The 21,952-nt window shown below is 71.1% G+C and carries 16 protein-coding genes, 1 tRNA gene and 1 pseudogene; 15 read left to right on the top strand and 3 right to left on the bottom strand.

Features of this window, described 5'->3' with window-relative positions:
• Window positions 1-398: 398 nt before the first annotated feature.
• The 8 genes and pseudogenes from ACZ4WH_RS03280 to ACZ4WH_RS03315 all read left to right on the top strand — a co-directional run bounded on the left by ACZ4WH_RS03280 (window position 399) and on the right by ACZ4WH_RS03315 (window position 9,060).
• Window positions 399-1,548 (top strand): annotated as a pseudogene (locus tag ACZ4WH_RS03280) (alpha/beta fold hydrolase).
• 263 nt (window positions 1,549-1,811) lie between these two features.
• A complete protein-coding gene (locus tag ACZ4WH_RS03285; RefSeq protein ID WP_468176082.1) occupies window positions 1,812-3,095 on the top strand; it encodes an ABC transporter substrate-binding protein in 1,284 nt (427 codons plus the stop codon).
• A gap of 11 nt (window positions 3,096-3,106) precedes the next feature.
• The gene (locus ACZ4WH_RS03290) at window positions 3,107-4,066 is read left to right on the top strand and encodes a carbohydrate ABC transporter permease (RefSeq protein ID WP_468176084.1); all 960 of its coding nucleotides are present in this window, start codon (window positions 3,107-3,109) and stop codon (window positions 4,064-4,066) included.
• Window positions 4,063-4,932, top strand: a complete 870-nt coding sequence (locus tag ACZ4WH_RS03295; RefSeq protein WP_468176086.1) for a carbohydrate ABC transporter permease — start codon at window positions 4,063-4,065, stop codon at window positions 4,930-4,932. The genes ACZ4WH_RS03290 and ACZ4WH_RS03295 overlap by 4 nt, the downstream gene beginning before the upstream one ends.
• Window positions 4,933-4,936: 4 nt before the next feature.
• Window positions 4,937-5,527, top strand: coding sequence for a hypothetical protein (locus ACZ4WH_RS03300; RefSeq protein ID WP_468176088.1), 591 nt, complete (start codon window positions 4,937-4,939; stop codon window positions 5,525-5,527).
• A gap of 99 nt (window positions 5,528-5,626) precedes the next feature.
• Window positions 5,627-8,362 (top strand): exo-rhamnogalacturonan lyase family protein, encoded by a 2,736-nt coding sequence (locus ACZ4WH_RS03305; protein ID WP_468176090.1) that lies wholly within the window; start codon window positions 5,627-5,629, stop codon window positions 8,360-8,362.
• Between the two features lie 140 nt (window positions 8,363-8,502).
• Complete coding sequence (locus ACZ4WH_RS03310) at window positions 8,503-8,949, top strand: SRPBCC family protein (RefSeq protein WP_468176092.1); 447 nt, start codon at window positions 8,503-8,505, stop codon at window positions 8,947-8,949.
• A 39-nt stretch (window positions 8,950-8,988) separates the two neighbouring features.
• Window positions 8,989-9,060, top strand: a tRNA-Val gene (locus ACZ4WH_RS03315).
• A gap of 55 nt (window positions 9,061-9,115) precedes the next feature.
• On the opposite strand, the gene ACZ4WH_RS03320 is transcribed toward ACZ4WH_RS03315, so the two are convergent.
• Window positions 9,116-9,841, bottom strand: coding sequence for an exonuclease domain-containing protein (locus tag ACZ4WH_RS03320; RefSeq protein WP_468176094.1), 726 nt, complete (start codon window positions 9,839-9,841; stop codon window positions 9,116-9,118).
• Between the two features lie 168 nt (window positions 9,842-10,009).
• Between ACZ4WH_RS03320 and ACZ4WH_RS03325 the strand changes: the two genes are divergently transcribed.
• The 4 genes from ACZ4WH_RS03325 (at window position 10,010) to ACZ4WH_RS03340 (ending at window position 14,572) form a co-directional block, all read left to right on the top strand.
• Window positions 10,010-10,576 (top strand): DUF4365 domain-containing protein, encoded by a 567-nt coding sequence (locus tag ACZ4WH_RS03325; protein ID WP_468176096.1) that lies wholly within the window; start codon window positions 10,010-10,012, stop codon window positions 10,574-10,576.
• Entirely contained in the window at window positions 10,573-11,787 is a 1,215-nt protein-coding gene (locus tag ACZ4WH_RS03330) for a hypothetical protein (protein WP_468176097.1), read from the top strand. The genes ACZ4WH_RS03325 and ACZ4WH_RS03330 overlap by 4 nt, the downstream gene beginning before the upstream one ends.
• 113 nt (window positions 11,788-11,900) lie before the next feature.
• Window positions 11,901-13,877: a threonine--tRNA ligase gene (gene thrS / locus ACZ4WH_RS03335; protein WP_468176099.1), complete on the top strand. Its 1,977-nt coding sequence runs from the start codon at window positions 11,901-11,903 to the stop codon at window positions 13,875-13,877.
• Between the two features lie 128 nt (window positions 13,878-14,005).
• On the top strand, window positions 14,006-14,572 hold the full coding sequence (locus ACZ4WH_RS03340; RefSeq protein ID WP_468176101.1) for an HIT family protein: 567 nt from the start codon (window positions 14,006-14,008) through the stop codon (window positions 14,570-14,572).
• Between the two features lie 115 nt (window positions 14,573-14,687).
• On the opposite strand, the gene ACZ4WH_RS03345 is transcribed toward ACZ4WH_RS03340, so the two are convergent.
• Together ACZ4WH_RS03345 and ACZ4WH_RS03350 are read right to left on the bottom strand one after the other, a co-directional pair.
• Window positions 14,688-16,334 (bottom strand): hypothetical protein, encoded by a 1,647-nt coding sequence (locus tag ACZ4WH_RS03345; RefSeq protein WP_468176103.1) that lies wholly within the window; start codon window positions 16,332-16,334, stop codon window positions 14,688-14,690.
• A 212-nt stretch (window positions 16,335-16,546) separates the two neighbouring features.
• A complete protein-coding gene (locus ACZ4WH_RS03350) occupies window positions 16,547-18,748 on the bottom strand; it encodes an elongation factor G-like protein EF-G2 (RefSeq protein WP_468176105.1) in 2,202 nt (733 codons plus the stop codon).
• Window positions 18,749-19,053: 305 nt separating this feature from the next.
• On the opposite strand from ACZ4WH_RS03350, the gene pgsA reads away from it, so the two are divergent.
• The 3 genes from pgsA to ACZ4WH_RS03365 are packed head-to-tail and all read left to right on the top strand — an operon-like array spanning window position 19,054 to window position 21,784.
• Entirely contained in the window at window positions 19,054-19,719 is a 666-nt protein-coding gene (gene pgsA / locus ACZ4WH_RS03355; RefSeq protein ID WP_468176107.1) for a phosphatidylinositol phosphate synthase, read from the top strand.
• Window positions 19,716-20,624, top strand: coding sequence for a phosphatidylinositol mannoside acyltransferase (locus tag ACZ4WH_RS03360; protein WP_468176109.1), 909 nt, complete (start codon window positions 19,716-19,718; stop codon window positions 20,622-20,624). Before pgsA ends, ACZ4WH_RS03360 begins: the two co-directional genes overlap by 4 nt.
• Complete coding sequence (locus ACZ4WH_RS03365; RefSeq protein WP_468176111.1) at window positions 20,621-21,784, top strand: glycosyltransferase family 4 protein; 1,164 nt, start codon at window positions 20,621-20,623, stop codon at window positions 21,782-21,784. The genes ACZ4WH_RS03360 and ACZ4WH_RS03365 overlap by 4 nt, the downstream gene beginning before the upstream one ends.
• Window positions 21,785-21,952 lie beyond the last annotated feature (168 nt).

Here is a 21,952-nt window from a genome sequence, read left to right on the forward strand (position 1 = left end):
CCCCGTCCCGGACCGCCTTCCCGGCTCCGCCGCCTCTCCGCCCGTCCCGGACCGCCTTCCCGGCTCCGCCGCCTCTCCGCCCGTCCCGGACCGCCTTCCCGGCTCCGCCGCCTCTCCGCCCGTCCCGGACCGCCTTCCCGGCTCCGCCGCCTCTCCGCCCGTCCCGGACCGCCTCCCCGGCTCCGCCCCCTCACCGCACGTCCCCGACCGCCTCTCCAGCTCGGCTCCCTCTCCGCCCGTCCCGGACCGCCTCCCCGGCTCCGCCGCCTCTCCACCCGTCCCGGACCGTCCGCCCGGCTTCGCCGCCTCACCCCACGTCCCCGACCGCCTGCCGGGCCCTCACCTGCCGCTCGGAACCGCACCCCGGCTCCACCGCAGACACACCACCAGGAGGCCCCATGCCACCCACCACTCCCAGCACTGCCCCCACCGCCCACACTGCCCCCAATGCCCCCACCGCCTCGACCCCGCCTCCCGGCAGCACCCCCGCCGCCACCCACCACCTCCTCCCCACACCCGCCGGCCGCAGCCACGCCGTGCAGCAAGGCGACCACGGCCCCCTCGTGCTGCTCCTGCACGGCTTCCCGGAGTCCTGGTACGCCTGGCGTCATCAGTTGCCCGTGCTCGCCGCGCCGCCGGTTATCGCGCGGTGGCGATCGACGTCCGTGGTTACGGCCGCTCGTCCAAGCCGGCGTCCGTGGACGCGTACCGGATGCTCGACCTGGTCGCGGACAACGTCGCCGTGGTCGAGGCGCTGGGCGAGCGGTCCGCGGTGGTCGTCGGGCACGACTGGGGCGCGTCGATCGCCGCCGTATCGGCCTTGACCAGACCGACGTGTTCCGGGCCGTGGGGCTGTTGAGCGTGCCGTACACCCCGCCGGGGGGCCCGCGCCCGAGCGAGGTCTTCGCGGCGATGGCCGGGGACCGGACCGGGGACGGGACCGCAGACGGGACCGCAGAGGGGACCGCAGACGGGACCGAAGGCGGGGCCGGGGATGGCACGGGGGACGGCACCCGCGAGGAGTTCTACGTCTCGTACTTCCAGCGACCGGGCCGCGCGGAGGCCGAGATCGAACCCGACGTGCGCGGCTGGCTCGCCGGTTTCTACGCGGCCCTGTCCGCCGACACCATGCCGGCGCCGGGCGCCCCCGCCCCGTACTTCGTCAGCCCGGGCGGCACTCTGCGTGACCGTTTCCCCGTCGGCGTTCTGCCGTCCTGGCTGGGGGAGCGGGACCTCGACGTCTACGCCGGGGAGTTCGAGCGGACGGGGATGACCGGGGCCCTGAACCGGTACCGGAACATGGACCGGGACTGGGCGGACCTGGCCGGTCACGCGGGCGCCCCGATCACGCGGCCGTCGCTGTTCATCGGGGGTGAGCGGGACGCCTCCCTCGCCTGGCTGGCCGGCGCCCTCAAGGCCTCCGCCGAGACCCTGCCGGGTCTGCTCGGCTCGCACATCCTGGACGGATGCGGGCACTTCGTCCAGCAGGAACGCCCTGACGAGACGAACCGGATCCTGCTCGACTGGCTGGCGTCCCTGCCGGCCTGATCGGTCCCCGCCCGACCGATCCGCTGTCCGACCTGTCGGCCCGATCCGCCCCCGCCTCTTCGATCCCTCGTTCGGCCTGTCGGCCACCGTCCCCTCACCAGGGGGAACGGCCGGCAGGCCGACTCGTCGGCCCCGCCGCCGCCAAGAAAATCCTGTCCGAATCATTGACGCACCCCGGACCCCTCCGTAACTTGTGCCAGCAAGCGCTTACTTGAAACGATTCATGCGGCGCGCGGCGACGATGCTGCGGGGAGGGCCCGACTGTGGGAACCAGGAATCTTGACAGGCGTACGATCCTGAGGGCGGCCGGGGCGTCGGCGGCCGCGCTGGGGCTCGCCGCGACGACCGGGTGCGGAGGGGACAGCGGCTCCGGGAACGGAACGGTGACGATCCGTTACTCCTGGTGGGGTGCCGAGGAGCGGGCCAAGAGGATCAACCAGAGCATCGCGCTCTTCGAGGAGAAGTACCCGAAGATCAAGGTCAAGACGGACTTCCAGACGTACCAGTCCTTCTGGGAGAAGTTCCAGACGCAGGCTGCCGGCGGAAATCCCCCGGACGTTTTCCAAAACGCCGTCACATTCCTTAGGAAATACGACAAGCGAGGAATTCTCCTCGATCTCAGGTCACAGGTGCAGGCCGGAAATCTGAGCCTGGATCACTTCCGCGAGGGCGTCACGAAGGTCGGCGAGGTCGACGGCAAGCAGCTCGGCGTTCCCGTCGGCTCCAACACCATGGCGCTCGTCATCGACAAGAAGGTCTTCCGTGAGGCGGGCGTCGAGCCGCGGCCGGGCTGGACCTGGGACGAGTACTTCAAGGCCCTGAAGACCATCCACGACAAGACGAAGATCCCCGGGGACACCGGCTACTTCACCATCATGTACCTGTACGACCTCTACCTCCGCCAGAACGGCAAGGCGTTCTTCACCGACGACGGACTCGGCTTCGACAAGGCCGATCTGACGGAGTGGTGGACCGACGGCTACAACCGGGTCAAGGCCGGCCTCGTCACCGACCCGAAGGTCGTCTCCCAGGACCAGCCCAAGTCCTCCCTCTCCGCCGGTCACGGCGCCTCGGAGTTCACCTGGGACAACTTCACCGTCCGCTACTCCGCGGAGGGCGACAGCGAGTACGGCCTCGCGCCCATCCCGACGACGGACGGGAAGCAGACCGGCCAGTACCTCGCCTCCCTGATGCTCAGCGCGTCCGCCCGCACCTCCCATCCCAAGGAGGTGGCGCAGTTCATCGACTTCATGGTCCACGACCCCAGGGTCGGCAAGATCATGGGCTACGACCGGGGCATCCTCGCGAGCACCGAGCAGTACGAGGCCTACAAGCCGACCGACGCGATCAACAAGGAGATCGCGCAGTACGAGGAGGACACCGCCAAGTCCGGCGTCCTCGGCACGATCACCCCGCACCCCTCCGGTGCCGACACCATCGAGGCCGCCTTCCTGCGCATCGGCGGCGACCTCGGACAGGGCAAGGCCAAGGTCGCGGACGCGGTGAAGCAGTTCTTCACCGAGGCCGAGGCCGCCTTCCAGGCCTGAGGGGAACCGCCGTGACGCTCGTCAAGGACTCCGTGCCCGCGACCCGCGCGGCACGCTCGGCCGCCACCGCGAGGACGGGGCGGCCGGGCCGGCGGCGGGAGAACCTCGCCGGCTACCTCTTCATGTCCCCGTGGATCGCCGGCTTCCTGCTGCTGACCGCGGGCCCGATGATCGCCTCGCTGTACTTCGCGTTCACCGACTACAACCTCTTCACCACCCCGAAGTGGGTCGGGTTCGACAACTTCACCAAGATGTTCGACGACCCGAGATGGCAGAAGTCGGTGGAGGTGACGGCCAAGTACGTCGTCGTCGGCACCCCGCTGAAGCTGCTGCTCGCCCTCGGCGTCGCCCTGCTCCTCGCGCAGAGCCGCCGCGGCCAGGCCTTCTACCGGGCCGCCTTCTACGCCCCCTCGCTCATCGGCGCGAGCGTCTCCGTGGGCTTCGTCTGGCGGTCCCTGTTCTCCGACGGCGCCGTCGTGGACCGTACGCAGACCTTCCTCGGCTTCCACGTCGGCGGCTGGGTCGGCAACGCCGACTGGGTGCTGTACTGCCTGGTCGCACTGACCGTGTGGCAGTTCGGGGCGCCCATGGTCATCTTCCTGGCCGGGCTCAAGCAGGTGCCCAGGGAGCTGTACGAGGCGGCCGAGATGGACGGCGCCGGGCCCTTCAGGAAGTTCTGGAACATCACCCTGCCGATGATCTCCCCGGTGCTCTTCTTCAACGTGCTGCTGGAGACCATCCACTCGTTCCAGATCTTCGGCTCGGCCTACGTCGTCTCCAACACCTACTGCGGACCGGCCGACGCCACGCTCGTCTACACCTGCTACCTCTACCAGCAGGGCTTCAAGAACGCCCAGATGGGCTTCGCCTCCGCCATGGCCTGGATGCTGCTGCTCGCCGTGGCCCTGGTGACGGCCGTCCTCTTCTGGTCCCAGAAGAAGTGGGTGCACTACGAGGAGGGCGCCCGATGAGTTCCACGAGTTCCCTCACCGGCCTCGGCCGCAAGCGCACCGGCTCCCTCGCCTGGCACCTCGGCGCCCTGATGGTCCTGGCCGTCATCCTCTACCCGGTCGTCTGGGTGATCGGCGCCTCCTTCAAGCCGAGCAAGGACATCATCAACAGCCTCACGCTGTTCCCGTCCCAGCCGATCCTGTCCAACTTCAAGGGCCTCGCCGACGGCATCGCGGACATCTCGGTCTGGACGTTCTTCCAGAACTCCCTGTTCTACGCGGGCGGTGCGGTCGTCGGCGTCCTGATCTCCTGCTCGCTGACCGCGTACGCCTTCGCGCGGATCAGGTTCGCCGGGCGCAACCTGCTGTTCTCCCTCATGATCGGCACGCTCCTGCTGCCGTACCACGTGCTGCTGATCCCGCAGTACGTGATGTTCCAGAAGCTGGAGCTGGTCAACACCTATGTGCCGCTGCTGATCGGCAAGTACCTCGCCACCGAGGCCTTCTTCGTCTTCCTCATGGTGCAGTTCATGCGGAACCTGCCCCGTGAACTGGACGAGGCCGCCCGCCTCGACGGCTGCGGGCACCTGCGCATCTACTGGTCGGTCGTGCTGCCGCTGTGCCGGCCCGCGCTCATCACCAGCGCGATCTTCACCTTCATCAACGCCTGGAACGACTTCATGGGCCCGCTGATCTATCTCAACGAGCCGGGCAAGTACACCGTCTCCCTGGGCCTGATGATGTTCCGTGACTCCGACGGCGTGGCCGCCAACTACGGCGGCATGATCGCCATGTCCCTGGTCGCGCTGCTGCCCGTGCTGCTGTTCTTCCTCGCCTTCCAGCGCTATCTGATCGACGGCATGGCGACCTCCGGACTGAAGGGCTGAGCGCATGTCCTCAGCACGGGTGAAGCCGCGCAGGGAGTCCGTGTTCGCGGAGCGTTTCGGCGTCTTCGCCGAATGCCTGCTGACCGGGGTGTGGATCGCGGTGGCCTGCCTCGGAGTCGTCACTTACCCGGCCGCGTTCGCCGCCGGCGCCCGGCACCTGCGTCGCCGTACGGCCCAGCAGGGCGGCGGATGGCGGGAGTTCCTCGCCGACTTCCGGTCCGCGCTGCGCGGGGGCTGGGCGGTCGGCGTCGCCGGGTGGGTCGCCGCCCTGCTCGCCCGGGTGGACGTCCAGGCCGTGCGGGCCGGGCTGCCCGGCGGGCCGCCGGTCGGGGCCGTGGGACTGTTCGCGCTGCTCGGGCTGGCCGTGGCCGGGTTGCGGGCGGCGGCGGTCTGGGCGCCGGGCGAGCGGTGGCGGGTGCTGCTCGCCGATGCCGGGCGGCGTACCGTCCAGGACCCGGCCGGATCGTTCCTGCTCGTCGGCGGAGCCGTCCTGACCTGCACGTCCGCCCTGCTCATCGCCCCGCTGGCGGTCCCCGTGCTGGGGGCCGTCGCCGCGGCGGCCGTCGCCGTCGAGGAGCGGTACCGGCGCCGCTGAGCCGTCGGTGCGCGTCACGCAAGGCCGGCGCCCTGAGCGCCGCACCTCTCTCTGTCATGCCCCTGACTAGTACCGCACGGAAGGAAGGCCGCACCTCTCATGTCTCCCATCCCCCGCAGGTCCCTCCTCAAGGCCGCCGCCGTCACCGGAGCCGCCGCCCAGTTCAGCTGGGCCCTGGGAACCAAGAGCGCCGAGGCCGCGCCCGCAGCCGCCGACGGCGCCGACCCGGTGACCCTGGACTGGCTGGAGGACGGCGGCCTCGGTGCGGCCCCCGGCGCCACCGTCGGCGTGCCCTGGCCCATGGGCACCCACCAGGAGGACCGGACCTTCGCCGTCACGGACGCCGACGGCAAGGCCGTCCCCGTCCAGACCTGGCCACTCGCCTACTGGCCCGACGGCTCCCTCAAGTGGACGGCCCACGCGGTCAGTTCGGGAACCGGGAAGCTCACGCTCACCGCGGGCACCCCCGCCGAACCCGCGCGGAAGGTGACCGTCGACACAAGCGGCGCCACCCTCGACGTCTCCACCGGCGTCGTCACCGCGAAGATCGGCAAGAACGGGTCCACGATCATCAGGTCCGTCACCCGCGGGTCCACGGAGATCGCCAGGAACGGCAGGCTCGTCCTGATCCGGCAGCCCGAGATCGAGGACGAGGACCAGGGCACGGTCAAGACCGAGCGGTTCGACGGCGCGATCTCCGAGGTCACCGTCGAACAGGACGGCCCCGTCCGGGCCGTCGTCCGCGTCGACGGCAAGCACCGCAAGGGCGACCGAGGCTGGCTGCCGTTCTCCCTCCGCCTCTACTTCTACGCCGGCTCCGACTCCTTCCGCATGGTGCACACCCTCACCTACGACGGCACCCAGGAGCCCGGCAAGGCCTCCGGCGACTTCATCCGCGGCCTCGGCGTCCGCTTCACCGTCCCGATGCGCGACGCGGCCTACGACCGGCACATCCGCCTCGGCGGCGAGGGCACCGGTCTGCTCCGCGAGGCCGTCCAGGGGATCACCGGACTGCGCCGCGACCCCGGCGCCGCCGTGCAGGCCGCGCAGTACGAGGGGAAGAAGCTGCCCGACCCGGCCACCTGGGACCAGCGGGTGACGACCCGCTTGCAGTACATCCCGCACTGGGGCGACTACACCCTCTCCCAGCTCTCCGCCGACGGCTTCACCGTCCGCAAGCGCACCAAGAAGGGCTACGGATGGATCGCCGCCGGCGGCGGCAGGCGGGCCTCCGGCTTCGGCTACGTCGGCGGGACGAGCGGCGGCCTCTCCTTCGGCCTGCGGGACTTCTGGGAGAAGTTCCCCGCCCAGCTCGACATCCGCGACGCCCACACCGACGAGGCCACCGTCACCCTCTGGCTCTGGTCGCCCGAGGCCCAGCCCATGGACCTGCGCTTCTACCACGACGGCATGGGCCAGGACACCTACGCCGAACAGCTCGAAGGCCTCAACATCACCTACGAGGACTACGAGCCCGGGTTCGGCACGCCCTACGGCATCGCCCGCACCTCCGAACTCCTCTTCTGGGCCAACGACTCCACCCCGGCCGCCGAGACCCTCGCCCGGCAGGCCGAAGCCGTACGGGTGCTGCCCCAGCTCGCCGCCCCGCCCAGGCAGCTCATCAAGGCCAAGGTCTTCGGCCCCGGCCTGTACGCCGAGCCGGACCGCTCCACCCCGGCCAAGGCGAAGATCGAGGACCACCTCGACTTCCTGTTCACCTACTACAAGGACCAGGTGGAGACGCGCCGCTGGTACGGCTTCTGGGACTACGGCGACATCATGCACACCTACGACTCCGCCCGGCACGTGTGGCGGTACGACATCGGCGGCTACGCCTGGGACAACTCCGAACTCTCGCCCGACCTGTGGCTCTGGTACGCGTACCTCAGAAGCGGCCGCTCCGACATCTTCCGCTTCGCCGAGGCGATGACCCGGCACACCGGCGAGGTCGACGTCTACCACCTCGGGAAATGGGCCGGCCTCGGCACCCGGCACGGCGTCCAGCACTTCGCCGACAGCGCCAAGCAGCAGCGCATCGCCAACACGACGTACCGGCGCTTCTACCACTTCCTCACCGCGGACGAACGCGTCGGCGACCTCATGCACGCCAACGTCGACTCCGACGAGACCTTCCTCGTCCTCGACCCGCAGCGCAAGGTCCGCACCGACCCCTACACCCCCGACCGGCACGCCCTGTCGATCGGCTTCGGCACCGACTGGAGCGGCCTGGTGTCGGCCTGGCTGACGGAGTGGGAACGCAAGGGACCCAAGTGGCAGAAGGCGAAGGCGCGCGTCCTGTCCACCATGGAGGGCATCGCCGCCCAGCCCAACGGCTTCGTCCAGGGCAGCGGGCTGTACGACCTCGACACCGGGAGGTTCGCCGTCGCCGACAAGCCGGTGGTGTCCGTCTCCCACCTCTCGGCCGTCTTCGGGCTGAACGAACTGTGCGCCGAACTGATCCACCTCGTCGACATGCCCGGGTTCAAGCGGGCGTACCTGGACTACTGCCGCTACTTCAACGCCACCAAGGCCGAGCAGAAGGCACGCTACGGCTCCGACTTCGGCAGCCTGCTGCTCTTCCAGGGCCACTCGCGCCTCGACGCCTACGCCGCCGTACAGACCGGCGACGCGGCCCTCGCCAAGCGCGCCTGGGCCAAGTTCTACAGCTCCGACGGCTACACCGAGTCCTCCCCCTGGAAGACCGAGAAACTCACCGGACCGGCCACCCTGGTCGAAGGGAGCGAGGCGGCCTGGGTGTCCACCAACGACACCGCCCTCTACGGCCTCGCCGCCATCGAGAACCTGGCCCTGCTCGGCGACACGATGCCGGTCTGACCGGGACTGGGGGAGCGCCGCTGCACGGGCGGCGGCGCTCGCGCCCCCAGTGTGACGCCGGCCACGGCACGGCGCATGAGTACGCGTACTCAGATCGACGCGCGTGTTCTTCACGCCTGTGTTCGCGCCACACTCGACCCATGGACTGGAACCACTACCGCTTCCGCAGCGTGTGGCCCCTGCCCGCCCCGCCGGCCACCGTGTACGCGGCACTGGAGCGGGCCGAGGACTATCCCCGCTGGTGGCCGCAGGTGCGGACGGTGACCCGGCGGGACGACGGCACCGGCCTGATCACCATCCGGTCCGCGCTGCCGTACGGCCTCACGTCCACCGTGCGGGAGACCCGCCGGGACCCGGCCGCCGGCGTCCTGGAGGTCACCCTGTCCGGCGACATCGACGGCTGGGCCCGCTGGACGGTCACCCCCGGCGGCCCCGGCACGCTCGCCCGGTACGACCAGGAGGTCCGCGTCCGCAAGCCCCTGCTCAGGCGGCTCGCCGTACCGGGACGGCCGCTCTTCCGCCTCAATCACCGGCTGATGATGCGGGCCGGCCGGCGCGGACTGCTGCGGCACCTGCGAGCGGTTTGAAGGAACCCTGCCGGGGCCTGTATTGTTCAGTGCGTTCCCGGGCGATTAGCTCAGTGGGAGAGCGCTTCGTTCACACCGAAGAGGTCACTGGTTCGAACCCAGTATCGCCCACCGGGAAAGGCCGGTCCGCCGCGGCGGACCGGCTTTCTTCATGCCACCGGGCCCGTCACGCCGCCGCCGGCAGCTCCGGCCTGAGCGGCCACTCCGTGCTGACGATCTCCTCCGAGCCGCTGCGCGCGAACCACGCCTGCAACCCCCGCGCCTGCGCCGCGTGCCAGTTCGCCTGCAACGTGTGCAGGTCGGCGGGGGAGAGCCGCTCCAGCCGGGTCGCGAAGCGACGGCCCAACGCCCGTACGACATCCATCGCGGCCAGCGCGTCCGCCGCCGCGTCATGCGCGTCCTGAAGGGTCACGCCGTAGTGCGCGCACAGGTCCGTCAGCGTGCGCCGGCCCTTGCGGTACCGGTCCAGGTGCTTGTCCAGCACCCGCGGGTCCAGCACCCTGAGCGGCACCGACTCGAACCAGCGGTCCAGCGACGACGCCCGGTGCCGGCGCAACTCCCGGTCCAGCAGCGTCAGATCGAACGGCGCGTTCATCACCACCAGCGGCCGGCCCAGCGCCGCGTGGTCGGCCAGCTGCTCCGCTATCTCGTACATCACCGGAGCCGGCCAGCGCCCGTTGTGCTGCACGTACTCCTCCGTCAGCCCGTGCACCGCCGTCGCCGCCTCCGGCACCGGCACACCCGGGTTCACCAGCCACCGGGTGATCCGGGGCCGGGTCCCCGGCGCGTCCTGGACGACGACGGCGGCCGACACGATCCGGTCGGTCTCGACGTCCACGCCCGTCGTCTCCGTGTCGAAGGCGGCCAGCGGCCCCTCGTACCAGGTCGTCATCCCAAGCCAACTCCTCGTTCAACCATGGCAGGTGACGTTCCGTCTTCTGCCCGTTTGGTGATACCCGGGCCGTTTGCGCCGTACGCCGGGAGGAGACAACAGGAGTACGGGTCTTTGCAGTTCAGCGACCCACAGCGGGGAAACCCTTGCCTTGGAAGGCTGTTGGTCATGGCCATCGCGCAGCCCGAGCGGGGCGGGCTGCTGCCCGAACGTCCGGGCCACCTTCGCGGCTCGCTCGCCACCACCGCCTGCATGGAGACATTGCAGGTCGGCTATCTGCACGCGGTCGCCGCCGCGGCCGGCTGCTCGCTGTCCCAGCCCTTTCCGGACAACGGCATCGACTGGCACGTCAGCCACGGCTCGCCCGGACACACCGTCGACGACGAGGTCACGATCAAGGTGCAGCTGAAGGCCACCTACCAGATCGCGCCCAACCCACGGGGACGCTCCTTCTCCTTCACCCTCGACAACGACCACCTGCGCAAGCTCGCCCGCACCCCCGTCTCGGTCCACAAGATCCTCGTCGTCATGCTCGTGCCGCGCTCCCAGGACGACTGGCTGCGCGCCGGCCACGACCGGCTCGACCTCAGGCACTGCTGCTACTGGATCAACCTCGCGGGCCACCCCATCACCGGCCGGAACCGGACCACCGTGCGGATACCGACCTCGCGCATCTTCGACGACCGGGCGCTCTGCGAGATCATGACGCGGGTCGGGACGGGAGGCAGACCATGAGGAACCGTCCCTACGACGAGCCGGTACGGCAGGTCCGGCCGCACCCCGACGACCTCCCCTGGAACCGGCCGCCCCAGCCCGCCGACGTCGACCCCGCCGTGCTCGGCACCCTGCTGCACCGGCACGGCTGGCAGCGGCGCGGCGGAGCGCCCGGCCGGTACGGCCGCTGGACCCCGCCCGGCCCGGGCGGCCGCGGAACCAGCCTGCTCGTCCCGGAGAGCCGCGCCTTCCCCGACAGCGAGGACCTGCTCGGCGAGGCCCTCGACGCCCTCGCCCGCAGCCACGCACCCTCCGCGCGCGAGGTGCTGATCTCCCTCGCCGTACCCAGCGACGAGATCCGCTGGTGGCGCGACACCCCGAGCGGACCCGCCGGTGCCGCCCCCTGGACCGCCGACGACCACCTGCGCGGCGCCGCCCGGCAGCTGCTGCTCGCCGCCGCGCTGGCCACACGCGCGCGTGCCGGCTACTACGGCGCCCGCCACCGCCGCTCCGCCGCCGCCCTCCTCGACGACGTCCTCGTCGGCCCCGCCGCCGACGGCCGCGCCCTCACCGCCTTCGTGCCCCTGCCCGGCCGCCCCCTCGCCGTCCGTCTCCACCAGGCCCTCCACGCCGCCCGCGAGGCCGTCGACTACCGGCGGGCCACCGGCGGCATGGACGCCTTCGACGGCGCCGTCGAGGCCGGTGTCAGCCGGGAGCTCACCGAGGCGCTCGCCACCCTGGTCCGCGGCACCGAGGGCGCCCGCGTCGCCGTCGCCTGGGCACCCGGCGCCGGCGTCCCCGAAGGCTGCGCCCCCTCCGCCGAACCCGTCGAGTTCTCACCCGGCGACCTGCCCGCGCTCCGCGAGGCCGCCGCCCGCTACCTGCTCGCCGAACCCTCCGTCCCGGTCAGCGTCACCGGCGCCGTCGTCCGCATGCGCCGCTCCGGGCCCGGCGGCGAGGGCACCGTACGCCTGCGCGTCCTCGCCGGCGCCGACGTCCCGCACGTGCGCGTCACCCTGGACGAGGAGGACTACCGCATCGCCGGCCACGCCCACCTCGTCGGCCTTCCCGTCCGCGTGCACGGCCGGCTGGAGCGCCGGGGCGGCTTCCGCAGGCTCACCGGCGCCTCCGGAGTCGTCCCGGTGCAGGTGGACGAGGCCGAACGGGACCGGCTGCTGAAGTCCCTCCAGGAGAACCTCGACTTCTTCGAGGAGGCGTGCGGGGAAGCGTGAGGGGAGGGCGACCGAGGGTGACCGTTTCGCGGTCGGTGCCGTCGGGTCGGTACGATCGCCTGTGCGCGCGCTCCTGGTATGGCGCCGCACCCACCTTCAGTCAGGAGAGACCGGTGTCAGACGTCCGTGTGATCATCCAACGCGATTCCGAGCGGGAAGAACGCGTGGTGACGACGGGCACTACGGCCGCCGACCTCTTCGCGGGCGAGCGCTCGATCATCGCCGCGCGCGTGGGCGGCGAGCTGAAGGACCTCACCTACGCACTGTCCGACGGCGACGAGGTCGAGGGCGTCGAGATCTCGTCCGAGGACGGTCTCGGCATCCTGCGCCACTCCACCGCGCACGTCATGGCGCAGGCCGTGCAGGAACTCTTCCCCGAGGCCAAGCTGGGCATCGGCCCGCCCGTCAAGGACGGCTTCTACTACGACTTCGACGTCGAGAAGCCGTTCACGCCCGAGGATCTCAAGGCCATCGAGAAGAAGATGCAGGAGATCCAGAAGCGCGGGCAGCGCTTCTCCCGCCGGGTCGTCACCGAGGAGGCGGCGCGTGCGGAGCTGGCGAACGAGCCGTACAAGCTGGAGCTGATCGGCCTCAAGGGTTCCGCCTCGCACGACGACGGCGCGGACGTCGAGGTCGGCGCCGGCGAGCTGACGATCTACGACAACCTGGACGCCAAGACCGGCGAGCTGTGCTGGAAGGACCTGTGCCGCGGTCCGCACCTGCCCTCGACCCGGCTGATCCCGGCGTTCAAGCTGATGCGCAACGCGGCCGCCTACTGGCGCGGCAGCGAGAAGAACCCGATGCTCCAGCGCATCTACGGCACCGCCTGGCCGTCCAAGGACGAGCTGAAGCAGTACCTGGACTTCCTCGCCGAGGCCGAGAAGCGCGACCACCGCAAGCTCGGCTCCGAGCTGGACCTCTTCTCCATCCCCGAGCAGATCGGCTCCGGCCTCGCCGTCTTCCACCCCAAGGGCGGCATCGTCCGCCGGGTCATGGAGGACTACTCGCGCCGCCGCCACGAGGAAGAGGGCTACGAGTTCGTCTACACCCCGCACGCGACGAAGGGGAAGCTCTTCGAGACGTCCGGGCACCTGGACTGGTACGCCGAGGGCATGTACCCGCCCATGCAGCTCGACGAGGGCGTGGACTACTACCTCAAGCCCATGAACTGCCCGATGCACAACCTGATCTTCGACGCGCGCGGCCGTTCCTACCGCGAACTGCCGCTGCGCTTCTTCGAGTTCGGGACCGTGTACCGGTACGAGAAGTCGGGCGTCGTGCACGGCCTGACCCGTGCGCGGGGCTTCACGCAGGACGACGCGCACATCTACTGCACCCGTGAGCAGATGTCCGACGAGCTGGACAAGACGCTCACCTTCGTGCTGAACCTGCTGCGCGACTACGGTCTGACCGACTTCTATCTGGAGCTGTCCACCAAGGACCCGGAGAAGTTCGTCGGCTCCGACGAGGTCTGGGAGGAGGCGACCGAGACCCTGCGCCAGGTCGCCGAGAAGCAGGGCCTGCCCCTCGTCCCCGACCCGGGCGGCGCGGCCTTCTACGGGCCGAAGATCTCCGTCCAGACGAAGGACGCGATCGGCCGGACCTGGCAGATGTCGACGATCCAGCTCGACTTCAACCTGCCCGAGCGGTTCAACCTGGAGTACACGGGTCCGGACGGCTCCAAGCAGCGCCCGGTCATGATCCACCGCGCGCTGTTCGGCTCCATCGAGCGCTTCTTCGCCGTCCTCCTGGAGCACTACGCGGGCGCCTTCCCGGCGTGGCTGGCCCCGGTCCAGGCGATCGGCATCCCGATCGGCGACGCGCACGTGGAGTACCTGGAGAAGTTCGCGGCGGCGGCCCGGAGGAAGGGCCTGCGCGTCGAGGTGGACTCCTCCTCGGACCGCATGCAGAAGAAGATCCGCAACGCCCAGAAGCAGAAGGTGCCCTTCATGGTCATCGCGGGCGACGAGGACATGTCCAACGGCTCGGTGTCCTTCCGCTACCGCGACGGCTCGCAGGAGAACGGCATCCCGTTCGACGAGGCCATCGCGAAGATCGCGCAGGTGGTCGAGGAGCGGACCCAGGTCTGAACCGCCTGAGCCTCAAGGGCCCCCGGGATCACGGCCCCGGGGGCCTTCTGTCGTCGTCCACCGGCCAAGCTTGGCCGGAGCGTGTCGACCGGGCGCCCCGGCGACACGCCCGGGAGGGGTGAAGCCATATGCTGCGTAGCATGACGAGTGAGCCGGAGCAGCAGATCGGAGTGGGGACGCAGGACGCGTTCCAGCGCCTGTGGACGCCCCACCGGATGGCCTACATCCAGGGCGAGAACAAGCCGACCGGCCCGGGGGCCGATGACGGCTGCCCCTTCTGCTCGATCCCGGCCAAGTCGGACGAGGACGGGCTGATCGTCCGGCGCGGTGAGCATGTCTACGCCGTGCTCAACCTGTACCCGTACAACGGCGGCCATCTGATGACCGTGCCGTACCGGCATGTGGCCGACTACACGGATCTGACCGGGCCGGAGACCGCCGAGCTGGCGGAGCTGACCAAGCAGGCGATGACCGCTCTGCGGACCGCGTCCGGTGCGCAGGGTTTCAACATCGGCATGAACCAGGGCGGGGTCGCGGGGGCCGGTATCGCCGCGCACCTGCACCAGCACATCGTCCCGCGCTGGGGCGGCGACACGAACTTCATGCCCGTCGTGGGCCACACGCGGGTGCTGCCGCAGCTGCTGGCGGACACCCGGAAGATGCTCGCGGAGGCTTGGCCGACGGTGGCGGCATGAACAGCCCGTCCGGCGTTTGAGGACGAGGCCGTCCACGGCCGATGCGGGGTCTGGGGGCGGCTGCCCCCAGTGGCCGCAGCCCATCCGCACCCGCACCGGCCGAACCGCCGGAGGCCTATGCGTCGTAGAGGTCGGCCTTCTTCGGCGTCGGGTCCTGGACGTTGCCGCTGAGGAAGGCCGAGCGGGCGCCGAACTTCTCGGTGTCCACGCCGTTCTCCTCCAGGACCCTGATCGCCGCGGAGTGGACCACGCGCAGCACCGGTGTGGCCGCGCGCAGCGCGTCGTCGGCCATGAAGCGATGGCGCCACGGCTGGTCGGCCCAGGCGTGCCGCAGACCGAACGGCTCGGGCAGGCCGAGCGAGCCGCCGAGCCAGTTCAGCAGCGGCGGGTACCAGGTCAGTGGGGCGCGCACGGCGAGCCGTACGACCTCGTCGGTGGTGACCAGCGGCAGCTTGATCGTGCGGTTCTCCCAGGGCTTGAGGGACTTGGCGACCTCCTTGGTCGGCGCCTCCGGCTTGCTGGTGAACAGCGAGTTCACCGGTCCCAGCGCATGCCCGGTGACCTCGATGCGCAGGGTCTGGTGCAGCACGGTGACGGTGATCAGCATGGTGATGACCAGCTGGCCGTCCCAGAGGGTCCACTGCACGCCCAGGTAGTGCCGGTCGCCGCTGCCGAACTGCTGCTTGTTGCAGATGTCCTGTATGGCGTGCGGCTTGACCTGGAAGGCCTCGACGTCGGTGCCCTCGGGCCGGGACACCGCCGTGGCCTTCTCGCCGATCGGGGTGACGATCCAGTGCCGTATCGACGGCTTGGGGAAGCCGCCGGTGTTCAGCGGGCCGCGCTCCAGGAGGGCCAGCTGGTCGTGGATCGCGCGTATGACGTCCCAGCTGCGGAAGGGGTGGATCTCCCGGCTGGGGTCGGCGGACACGAGGTCCTCGGCGAGCTGCCAGGCGCCCCAGCGGGTGCCCATGCCGAGTATGCCCTTGGGGCCGGCGTAGAAGACCGAGTTGGACTGCTGCTCGGCGCTCAGCCGGGCCAGTGACTGGCGCAGCTCCTCGGCGGCGGTCTGGCCGGGGCCGCGCGGCACGGCCTCCGGGACCTTGGCGCCGACGCTGGTGCCGGACAGCAGGCCGTCCCAGCGGGCCCGCAGGTCGTTGGCGGTGCGCTCGCAGATCTGCTTGGCCCAGAACCAGCCGAGGACGGGGACGACGACGGACGCGCGGGCGTACCACGCCCAGAAGCCGGAGAACGGCATCTTGATCAGGAACAGCGCGGCGAGCACGCCGACGCCCAGCAGGAGCGCGGTGGCCAGTGCCCCGGCCCGCTTGTCGTCGCGCCTGGCGACGAAGGTGCGCAGCTGGAAGACGAGCAGCCAGCCGATCATCCCGGGCAGGAAGAGCAGGCCACAGACGACGGTGATGGCGGTCAGGCGGTTGTCGCGCTCCCGGCGGATGTTGTTGGCGGCCAGGGCGTGTTCCACGACGAACTGCGGTTCGGAGCCGAAGGACTGGATGAGCGGCTTGCGGCCGGGGGCGAGCATCCGGTCGACGAGGGCCCGGGAGAACGCCTCACCGAGATTGGGCCGGAACAGCTTGATCCGCCCGGGCTTGACGGTCGACTGGTGCCACTCGTTGTCGGCCTTCTTGATCTCCTCGATCGGGCTGTCCCGGTACGCCGCGGAGGCCAGCGCGGAGGTCGCCGCCTGCCCCTCGTCGCCCGAGACGGGTACCTGGGGCCCGTCCCACTCCGTTCCAAACGACATTCCCGCCCCCATCGCCGCCGGTGCCGTTCCTGCGGCCTTCCCGACTTCCCTGCTCCGCACACCTGTTGGACCGGTCGTCGTGCCGATACCGGTCGGCTGCCGGTCGGTTGCGGCACGACGCCATCAGGTGATCAGCGTATCCGCCGGCACCGACAGCGCGTGGGCGGACGGCCGAAGCCGCCCACCCGTGCGCCCGGTCGTGCGCCGGCGTACTACGCCTCGTCCCCGGCCTGTTCGCGGACGCGTTCGGCGATCTGCGGCGGCATCGGCTCGTGCCGGGCGTAGCTCCGGTCGAAGCGGGCCGTCCCGTGCGAGAGCGAGCGCAGGTCGACGGCGTACCGCCCGATCTCGAACTCGGGCACCTCGGCGCGGATCAACGTCCGTCCCATGCCCACCTGTTCGGTGCCGAGCAGCCGGCCGCGACGGCTGGAGAGGTCGCTCATCACGGCGCCCACGTAGTCGTCGCCGACCAGCACGGTCACCTCGGCGACCGGCTCCAGCAGATGGATCTTCGCGTCCGTCGCGGCCTCGCGCAGCGCGAGCGCGCCCGCCGTCTGGAAGGCGGCGTCGGAGGAGTCCACCGAGTGGGCCTTGCCGTCCACCAGCGTGACCCGCACGTCGATCAGGGGATAGCCGGCGGCGACGCCCTTGGCGGCCTGGGCCCGTACGCCCTTCTCCACGGACGGGATGAACTGGCGGGGCACCGCGCCGCCGACCACCTTGTCCACGAACTCGATGCCCGAGCCGCCCGGCAGCGGCTCCACCTCGATCTCGCAGATGGCGTACTGGCCGTGGCCGCCGGACTGTTTGACGTGCCGGCCGCGCCCGGTGGCCCTGGTCGCGAACGTCTCCCGGAGGGAGACCTTGTGCGGGACGACGTCGACCTGGACGCCGTAGCGGCTGCGCAGCCGTTCCAGGGCGACGTCGGCGTGGGCCTCGCCCAGGCACCACAGGACGACCTGGTGGGTGTCCTGGTTCTGTTCCAGGCGCATGGTCGGGTCCTCGGCGACCAGCCGGGCCAGGCCCTGGGAGAGCTTGTCCTCGTCGGCCTTGCTGTGCGCGTGGATGGCGAGCGGCAGCAGCGGGTCGGGCATCTGCCAGGGCTCCATCAGGAGCGGGTCGTCCTTGGCGGAGAGCGTGTCGCCCGTCTCGGCGCGGCTGAGCTTGGCCACGCAGACCAGGTCGCCGGCGACGGCGTGGGTGACCGGGCGCTGCTGTTTGCCGAAGGGCATGGACAGGGCGCCGACCTTCTCGTCCACGTCGTGGTCCTCGTGCCCGCGGTCGGCGAGGCCGTGCCCGGAGACGTGCACCGTCTGGTCCGGGCGCAGGGTGCCGGAGAAGACGCGGACCAGCGAGAGCCGGCCGACGTACGGGTCGGAGGAGGTCTTGACGACCTCGGCGACCAGCGGGCCGTCCGTGTCGCACGGCTTCAGCTCGCGCGGCTTGCCGTCGATGGTGGCGACCCCGGGCAGCGGGTGCTCGAACGGGGTCGGGAAGCCGCGCGTGACCAGCTCCAGCAGCTCCACCGTGCCGAGACCCTGCCTGGCGCCCTCGGCGGCGGGGGCGGCGGCCAGCACGGGGAAGAACGAACCGCGTGCCACGGCCCGTTCCAGGTCCTCGATCAGGGTCTTGACCTCGACCTGCTCGCCGCCCAGATAGCGGTCCATGAGGGTCTCGTCCTCGCTCTCCGCGATGATCCCCTCGATGAGCCGGTTGCGGGCCTCCTCGATGTCCGGCAGCTGGTCCTCGCCGGGCTCGGACTCCTTGCGCTCCCCGGTCGAGTAGTCGAACAGCTTCTGCGACAGCAGTCCGATCAGCCCGGTCACGGGCGCGTGCCCGTCGGGGCCCTCGGGGCCGCGCAGCGGCAGATACAGGGGCAGGACGGCGTCGGGGTCGTCACCGCCGAAGGCCTCCGCGCAGATCCGGGTCATCTCCTCGAAGTCCGCGCGCGCGGCCTCCAGGTGCGTGATCACGATCGCGCGTGGCATGCCGACCGCCGCGCACTCCTCCCACACCATCCTGGTCGAGCCGTCCACGCCGTCGGAGGCCGAGACGACGAAGAGGGCCGCGTCCGCCGCCCGCAGACCGGCCCTCAGCTCGCCGACGAAGTCGGCGTAGCCCGGGGTGTCCAGGAGGTTGATCTTGATGCCGTCCCATTCGACCGGCACCAGGGAGAGCTGCACCGAGCGCTGCTGCCGGTGCTCGATGTCGTCGTAGTCGGAGACGGTGCCGCCGTCCTCGACGCGCCCCGCCCGGTTCACCGCCCCCGCGGTCAGCGCGAGGGCCTCCACGAGGGTCGTCTTTCCCGAGCCGGAGTGGCCGACCAGCACCACATTCCGTACGGACGCGGGTCGGTCGGCCGCCAGAGCCCTGCCGGCGGCCCCGGGGTGGTGTGTCTGTGCCTTGTCGCCCATGATCCTGCCTCCCGTGCACGGTGAGGTCACTGTGGGCGCGGACACGCGGGATCCGCGTGTGCGGCGGCTCCGGCGACGCCCGCGGTTATTCGAGCTTTCCACTCCCGTCACGTCGCGTCCATACGAAGGACTACCAAGGGTGCGTACGCGGCACCGATCCCGTCACGCACGCCCCGCGCGCGACGGCGCACGCCGGTTCCCGGCGCGGCTGCGGGTGCCCGCCCGTCACGCACACGCGCGCGTGGCTACGATGGGCCAGCCGGCGGCCACCAGGGGCCGCGGCGACACCGACCGTCGGGAAGGCCATGCTGAACAAGTACGCGCGTGCATTTTTCACGCGTGTCCTCACACCGTTCGCCGCGTTTCTCATCCGCCGGGGCGTGAGCCCCGACACGGTCACGCTCATCGGCACGGCCGGGGTGGTCGCGGGCGCGCTGGTCTTCTACCCCAGGGGCGAGTTCTTCTGGGGCACGGTCGTGATCACCCTGTTCGTCTTCTCCGACCTGGTCGACGGCAACATGGCCCGCCAGCTGGGCCGCTCCAGCCGCTGGGGCGCCTTCCTGGACTCCACCCTGGACCGGGTCGCCGACGGCGCCATCTTCGGCGGCTTCGCGCTCTGGTACGCGGGCCAGGGGAACGACAACGTGCTGTGCGCGGTGTCGATCTTCTGCCTGGCCAGCGGCCAGGTGGTGTCGTACACCAAGGCGCGCGGCGAGTCGATCGGGCTGCCGGTCGCCGTCAACGGGCTCGTCGAGCGCGCCGAGCGGCTGGTGATCTCGCTGGTCGCGGCCGGTTTCGCGGGCCTGCACAAGTTCGGCGTGCCGGGCATCCAGTGGCTGCTGCCCATCGCCCTGTGGATCGTCGCCGTCGGCAGCCTGGTCACGCTGATCCAGCGGGTCGTCACCGTGCGCCGCGAGTCCGCCGAGGCGGAGGCGGCGGCCCGGCGGAGCACGAGCGAGGCGGCGCAGTGAGCACCGCCGACCGGCTCACCGACGCGCTGTACGGCCTCGGCTGGAGCACCGTCAAGAGGCTCCCCGAGCCCGTCGCCGTACGCCTCGGCCGGACCATCGCCGACCTCGCCTGGAGGCAGCGCGGCAAGGGCGTCCAGCGGCTGGAGGCCAACTACGCGCGCGTGGTGCCGGGCGCCACCGCGGAGCGGCTCGCCGAGCTGTCCCGCGCGGGCATGCGCTCGTACCTGCGCTACTGGATGGAGTCCTTCCGGCTGCCGGCCTGGAGCGCCGAGCGGGTGCGGACGGGTTTCGACCCGAAGGACATACACCTCCTGACCGACGGGCTCGCCTCCGGCCGCGGCGTGATCCTGGCGCTGCCCCACCTGGCCAACTGGGACCTGGCCGGCGCCTGGGTCACCACCGAGCTGAAGACGCCGTTCACGACGGTCGCCGAGCGTCTGAAGCCCGAGACGCTCTACGACCGGTTCGTCGCCTACCGCGAGGGCCTCGGCATGGAGGTCCTGCCGCACAGCGGCGGCTCCGCCTTCGGCACCCTGGCCCGCAGGCTGCGCGACGGCGGCCTGGTCTGCCTGGTCGCCGACCGAGACCTGTCCGCCTCCGGCATCGGGGTCGACTTCTTCGGCGAGACGGCCCGCATGCCGGCCGGACCGGCCCTGCTCGCCCAGCAGACCGGCGCGCTGCTGCTGCCCGTCACCCTCTGGTACGACGACTCGCCCGTCATGAAGGGCCGTGTGCATCCGGCGATCGAGGTACCCGCGTCAGGTGACCGGGCCGAGAAGACGTCTGTCATGACACAGGCGCTGGCCGACGCCTTCGCCACCGGGATCGCCGACCATCCGGAGGACTGGCACATGCTCCAGCGGCTGTGGCTCGCCGACCTCGACCCCGCGAAGGGACCCGCGTGAGAATCGGGATCGTCTGCCCGTACTCCTGGGACGTGCCCGGTGGCGTCCAGTTCCACATCCGCGACCTCGCCGAGTACTTCCTCCGGCTCGGCCACGAGGTGTCCGTCCTCGCCCCGGCCGACGACGACACCCCGCTGCCGCGGTACGTCGTCTCCGCCGGCCGCGCGGTCCCGGTGCCGTACAACGGCTCGGTGGCCCGGCTGAACTTCGGGTTCCTGTCGGCCGCGCGGGTGCGGCGCTGGCTGCACGACGGCGCCTTCGACGTGGTGCACATCCACGAGCCGACCTCGCCCTCGCTCGGCCTGCTGACCTGCTGGGCGGCGTCCGGCCCGATCGTGGCCACCTTCCACACCTCCAACCCGCGCTCGCGCGCGATGATCGCCGCGTACGCGATCCTCCAGGCCGCGCTGGAGAAGATCAGCGCGCGGATCGCGGTCAGCGAGTACGCCCGCCGCACCCTGGTCGAGCATCTCGGCGGGGACGCGGTGGTCATCCCCAACGGCGTCGACGTGGACTTCTTCGCCACGGCCGAGCCCAAGCCGGAGTGGCAGGGCGACACGATCGGCTTCATCGGCCGCATCGACGAGCCCCGCAAGGGCCTGCCGGTCCTGATGAGGGCTCTCCCGCGAATCCTGGCCGCCCGCCCCCGGACCCGGCTGCTGGTCGCCGGTCGCGGCGACGAGGAGGCGGCCGTCGAGGACCTGCCGAAGGAGCTGCGCTCGCGCGTGGAGTTCCTCGGCATGATCAGCGACGAGGACAAGGCCCGGCTGCTGCGCAGCGTCGACCTGTACGTCGCCCCCAACACCGGCGGGGAGAGCTTCGGCATCATCCTGGTCGAGGCGATGTCCGCGGGCGCCCCCGTGCTCGCCTCCGACCTGGACGCGTTCGTGCAGGTCCTCGACCAGGGCGAGGCCGGCGAGGTCTTCACCAACGAGGACGCCGACGCGCTGGCCGAGGCGGCCGTACGGCTGCTGGAGGACCCCGCGCGCCGGTCCGAACTGCGCGAGCGCGGCAGCGCCCACGTACGGCGCTTCGACTGGTCCACGGTCGGCGCGGACATCCTGTCCGTCTACGAGACGGTGACGGCGGGCGCGGCGGCGGTGGGCGCGGACGAACGGACGACGGGGCTGCGGGCACGGTTCGGGTTGGCGCGGGACTGAGACGGGGGTTCCGCGACGGGGGTTACGCGGTTCCGGCCGGCCTTGGACGGCAGCGGGCGCGTTCGGGCCGGGCTGGGACGCACGGGCGTCGTTCGGGCTGGGCTCAGGCTGACGGACGGCGGTTATGGCTGCGCCGGGCCGGGACGCGCGGGGCCGTGCGGGCTGGTG

The organism is Streptomyces sp. NPDC029138 (assembly GCF_055564375.1).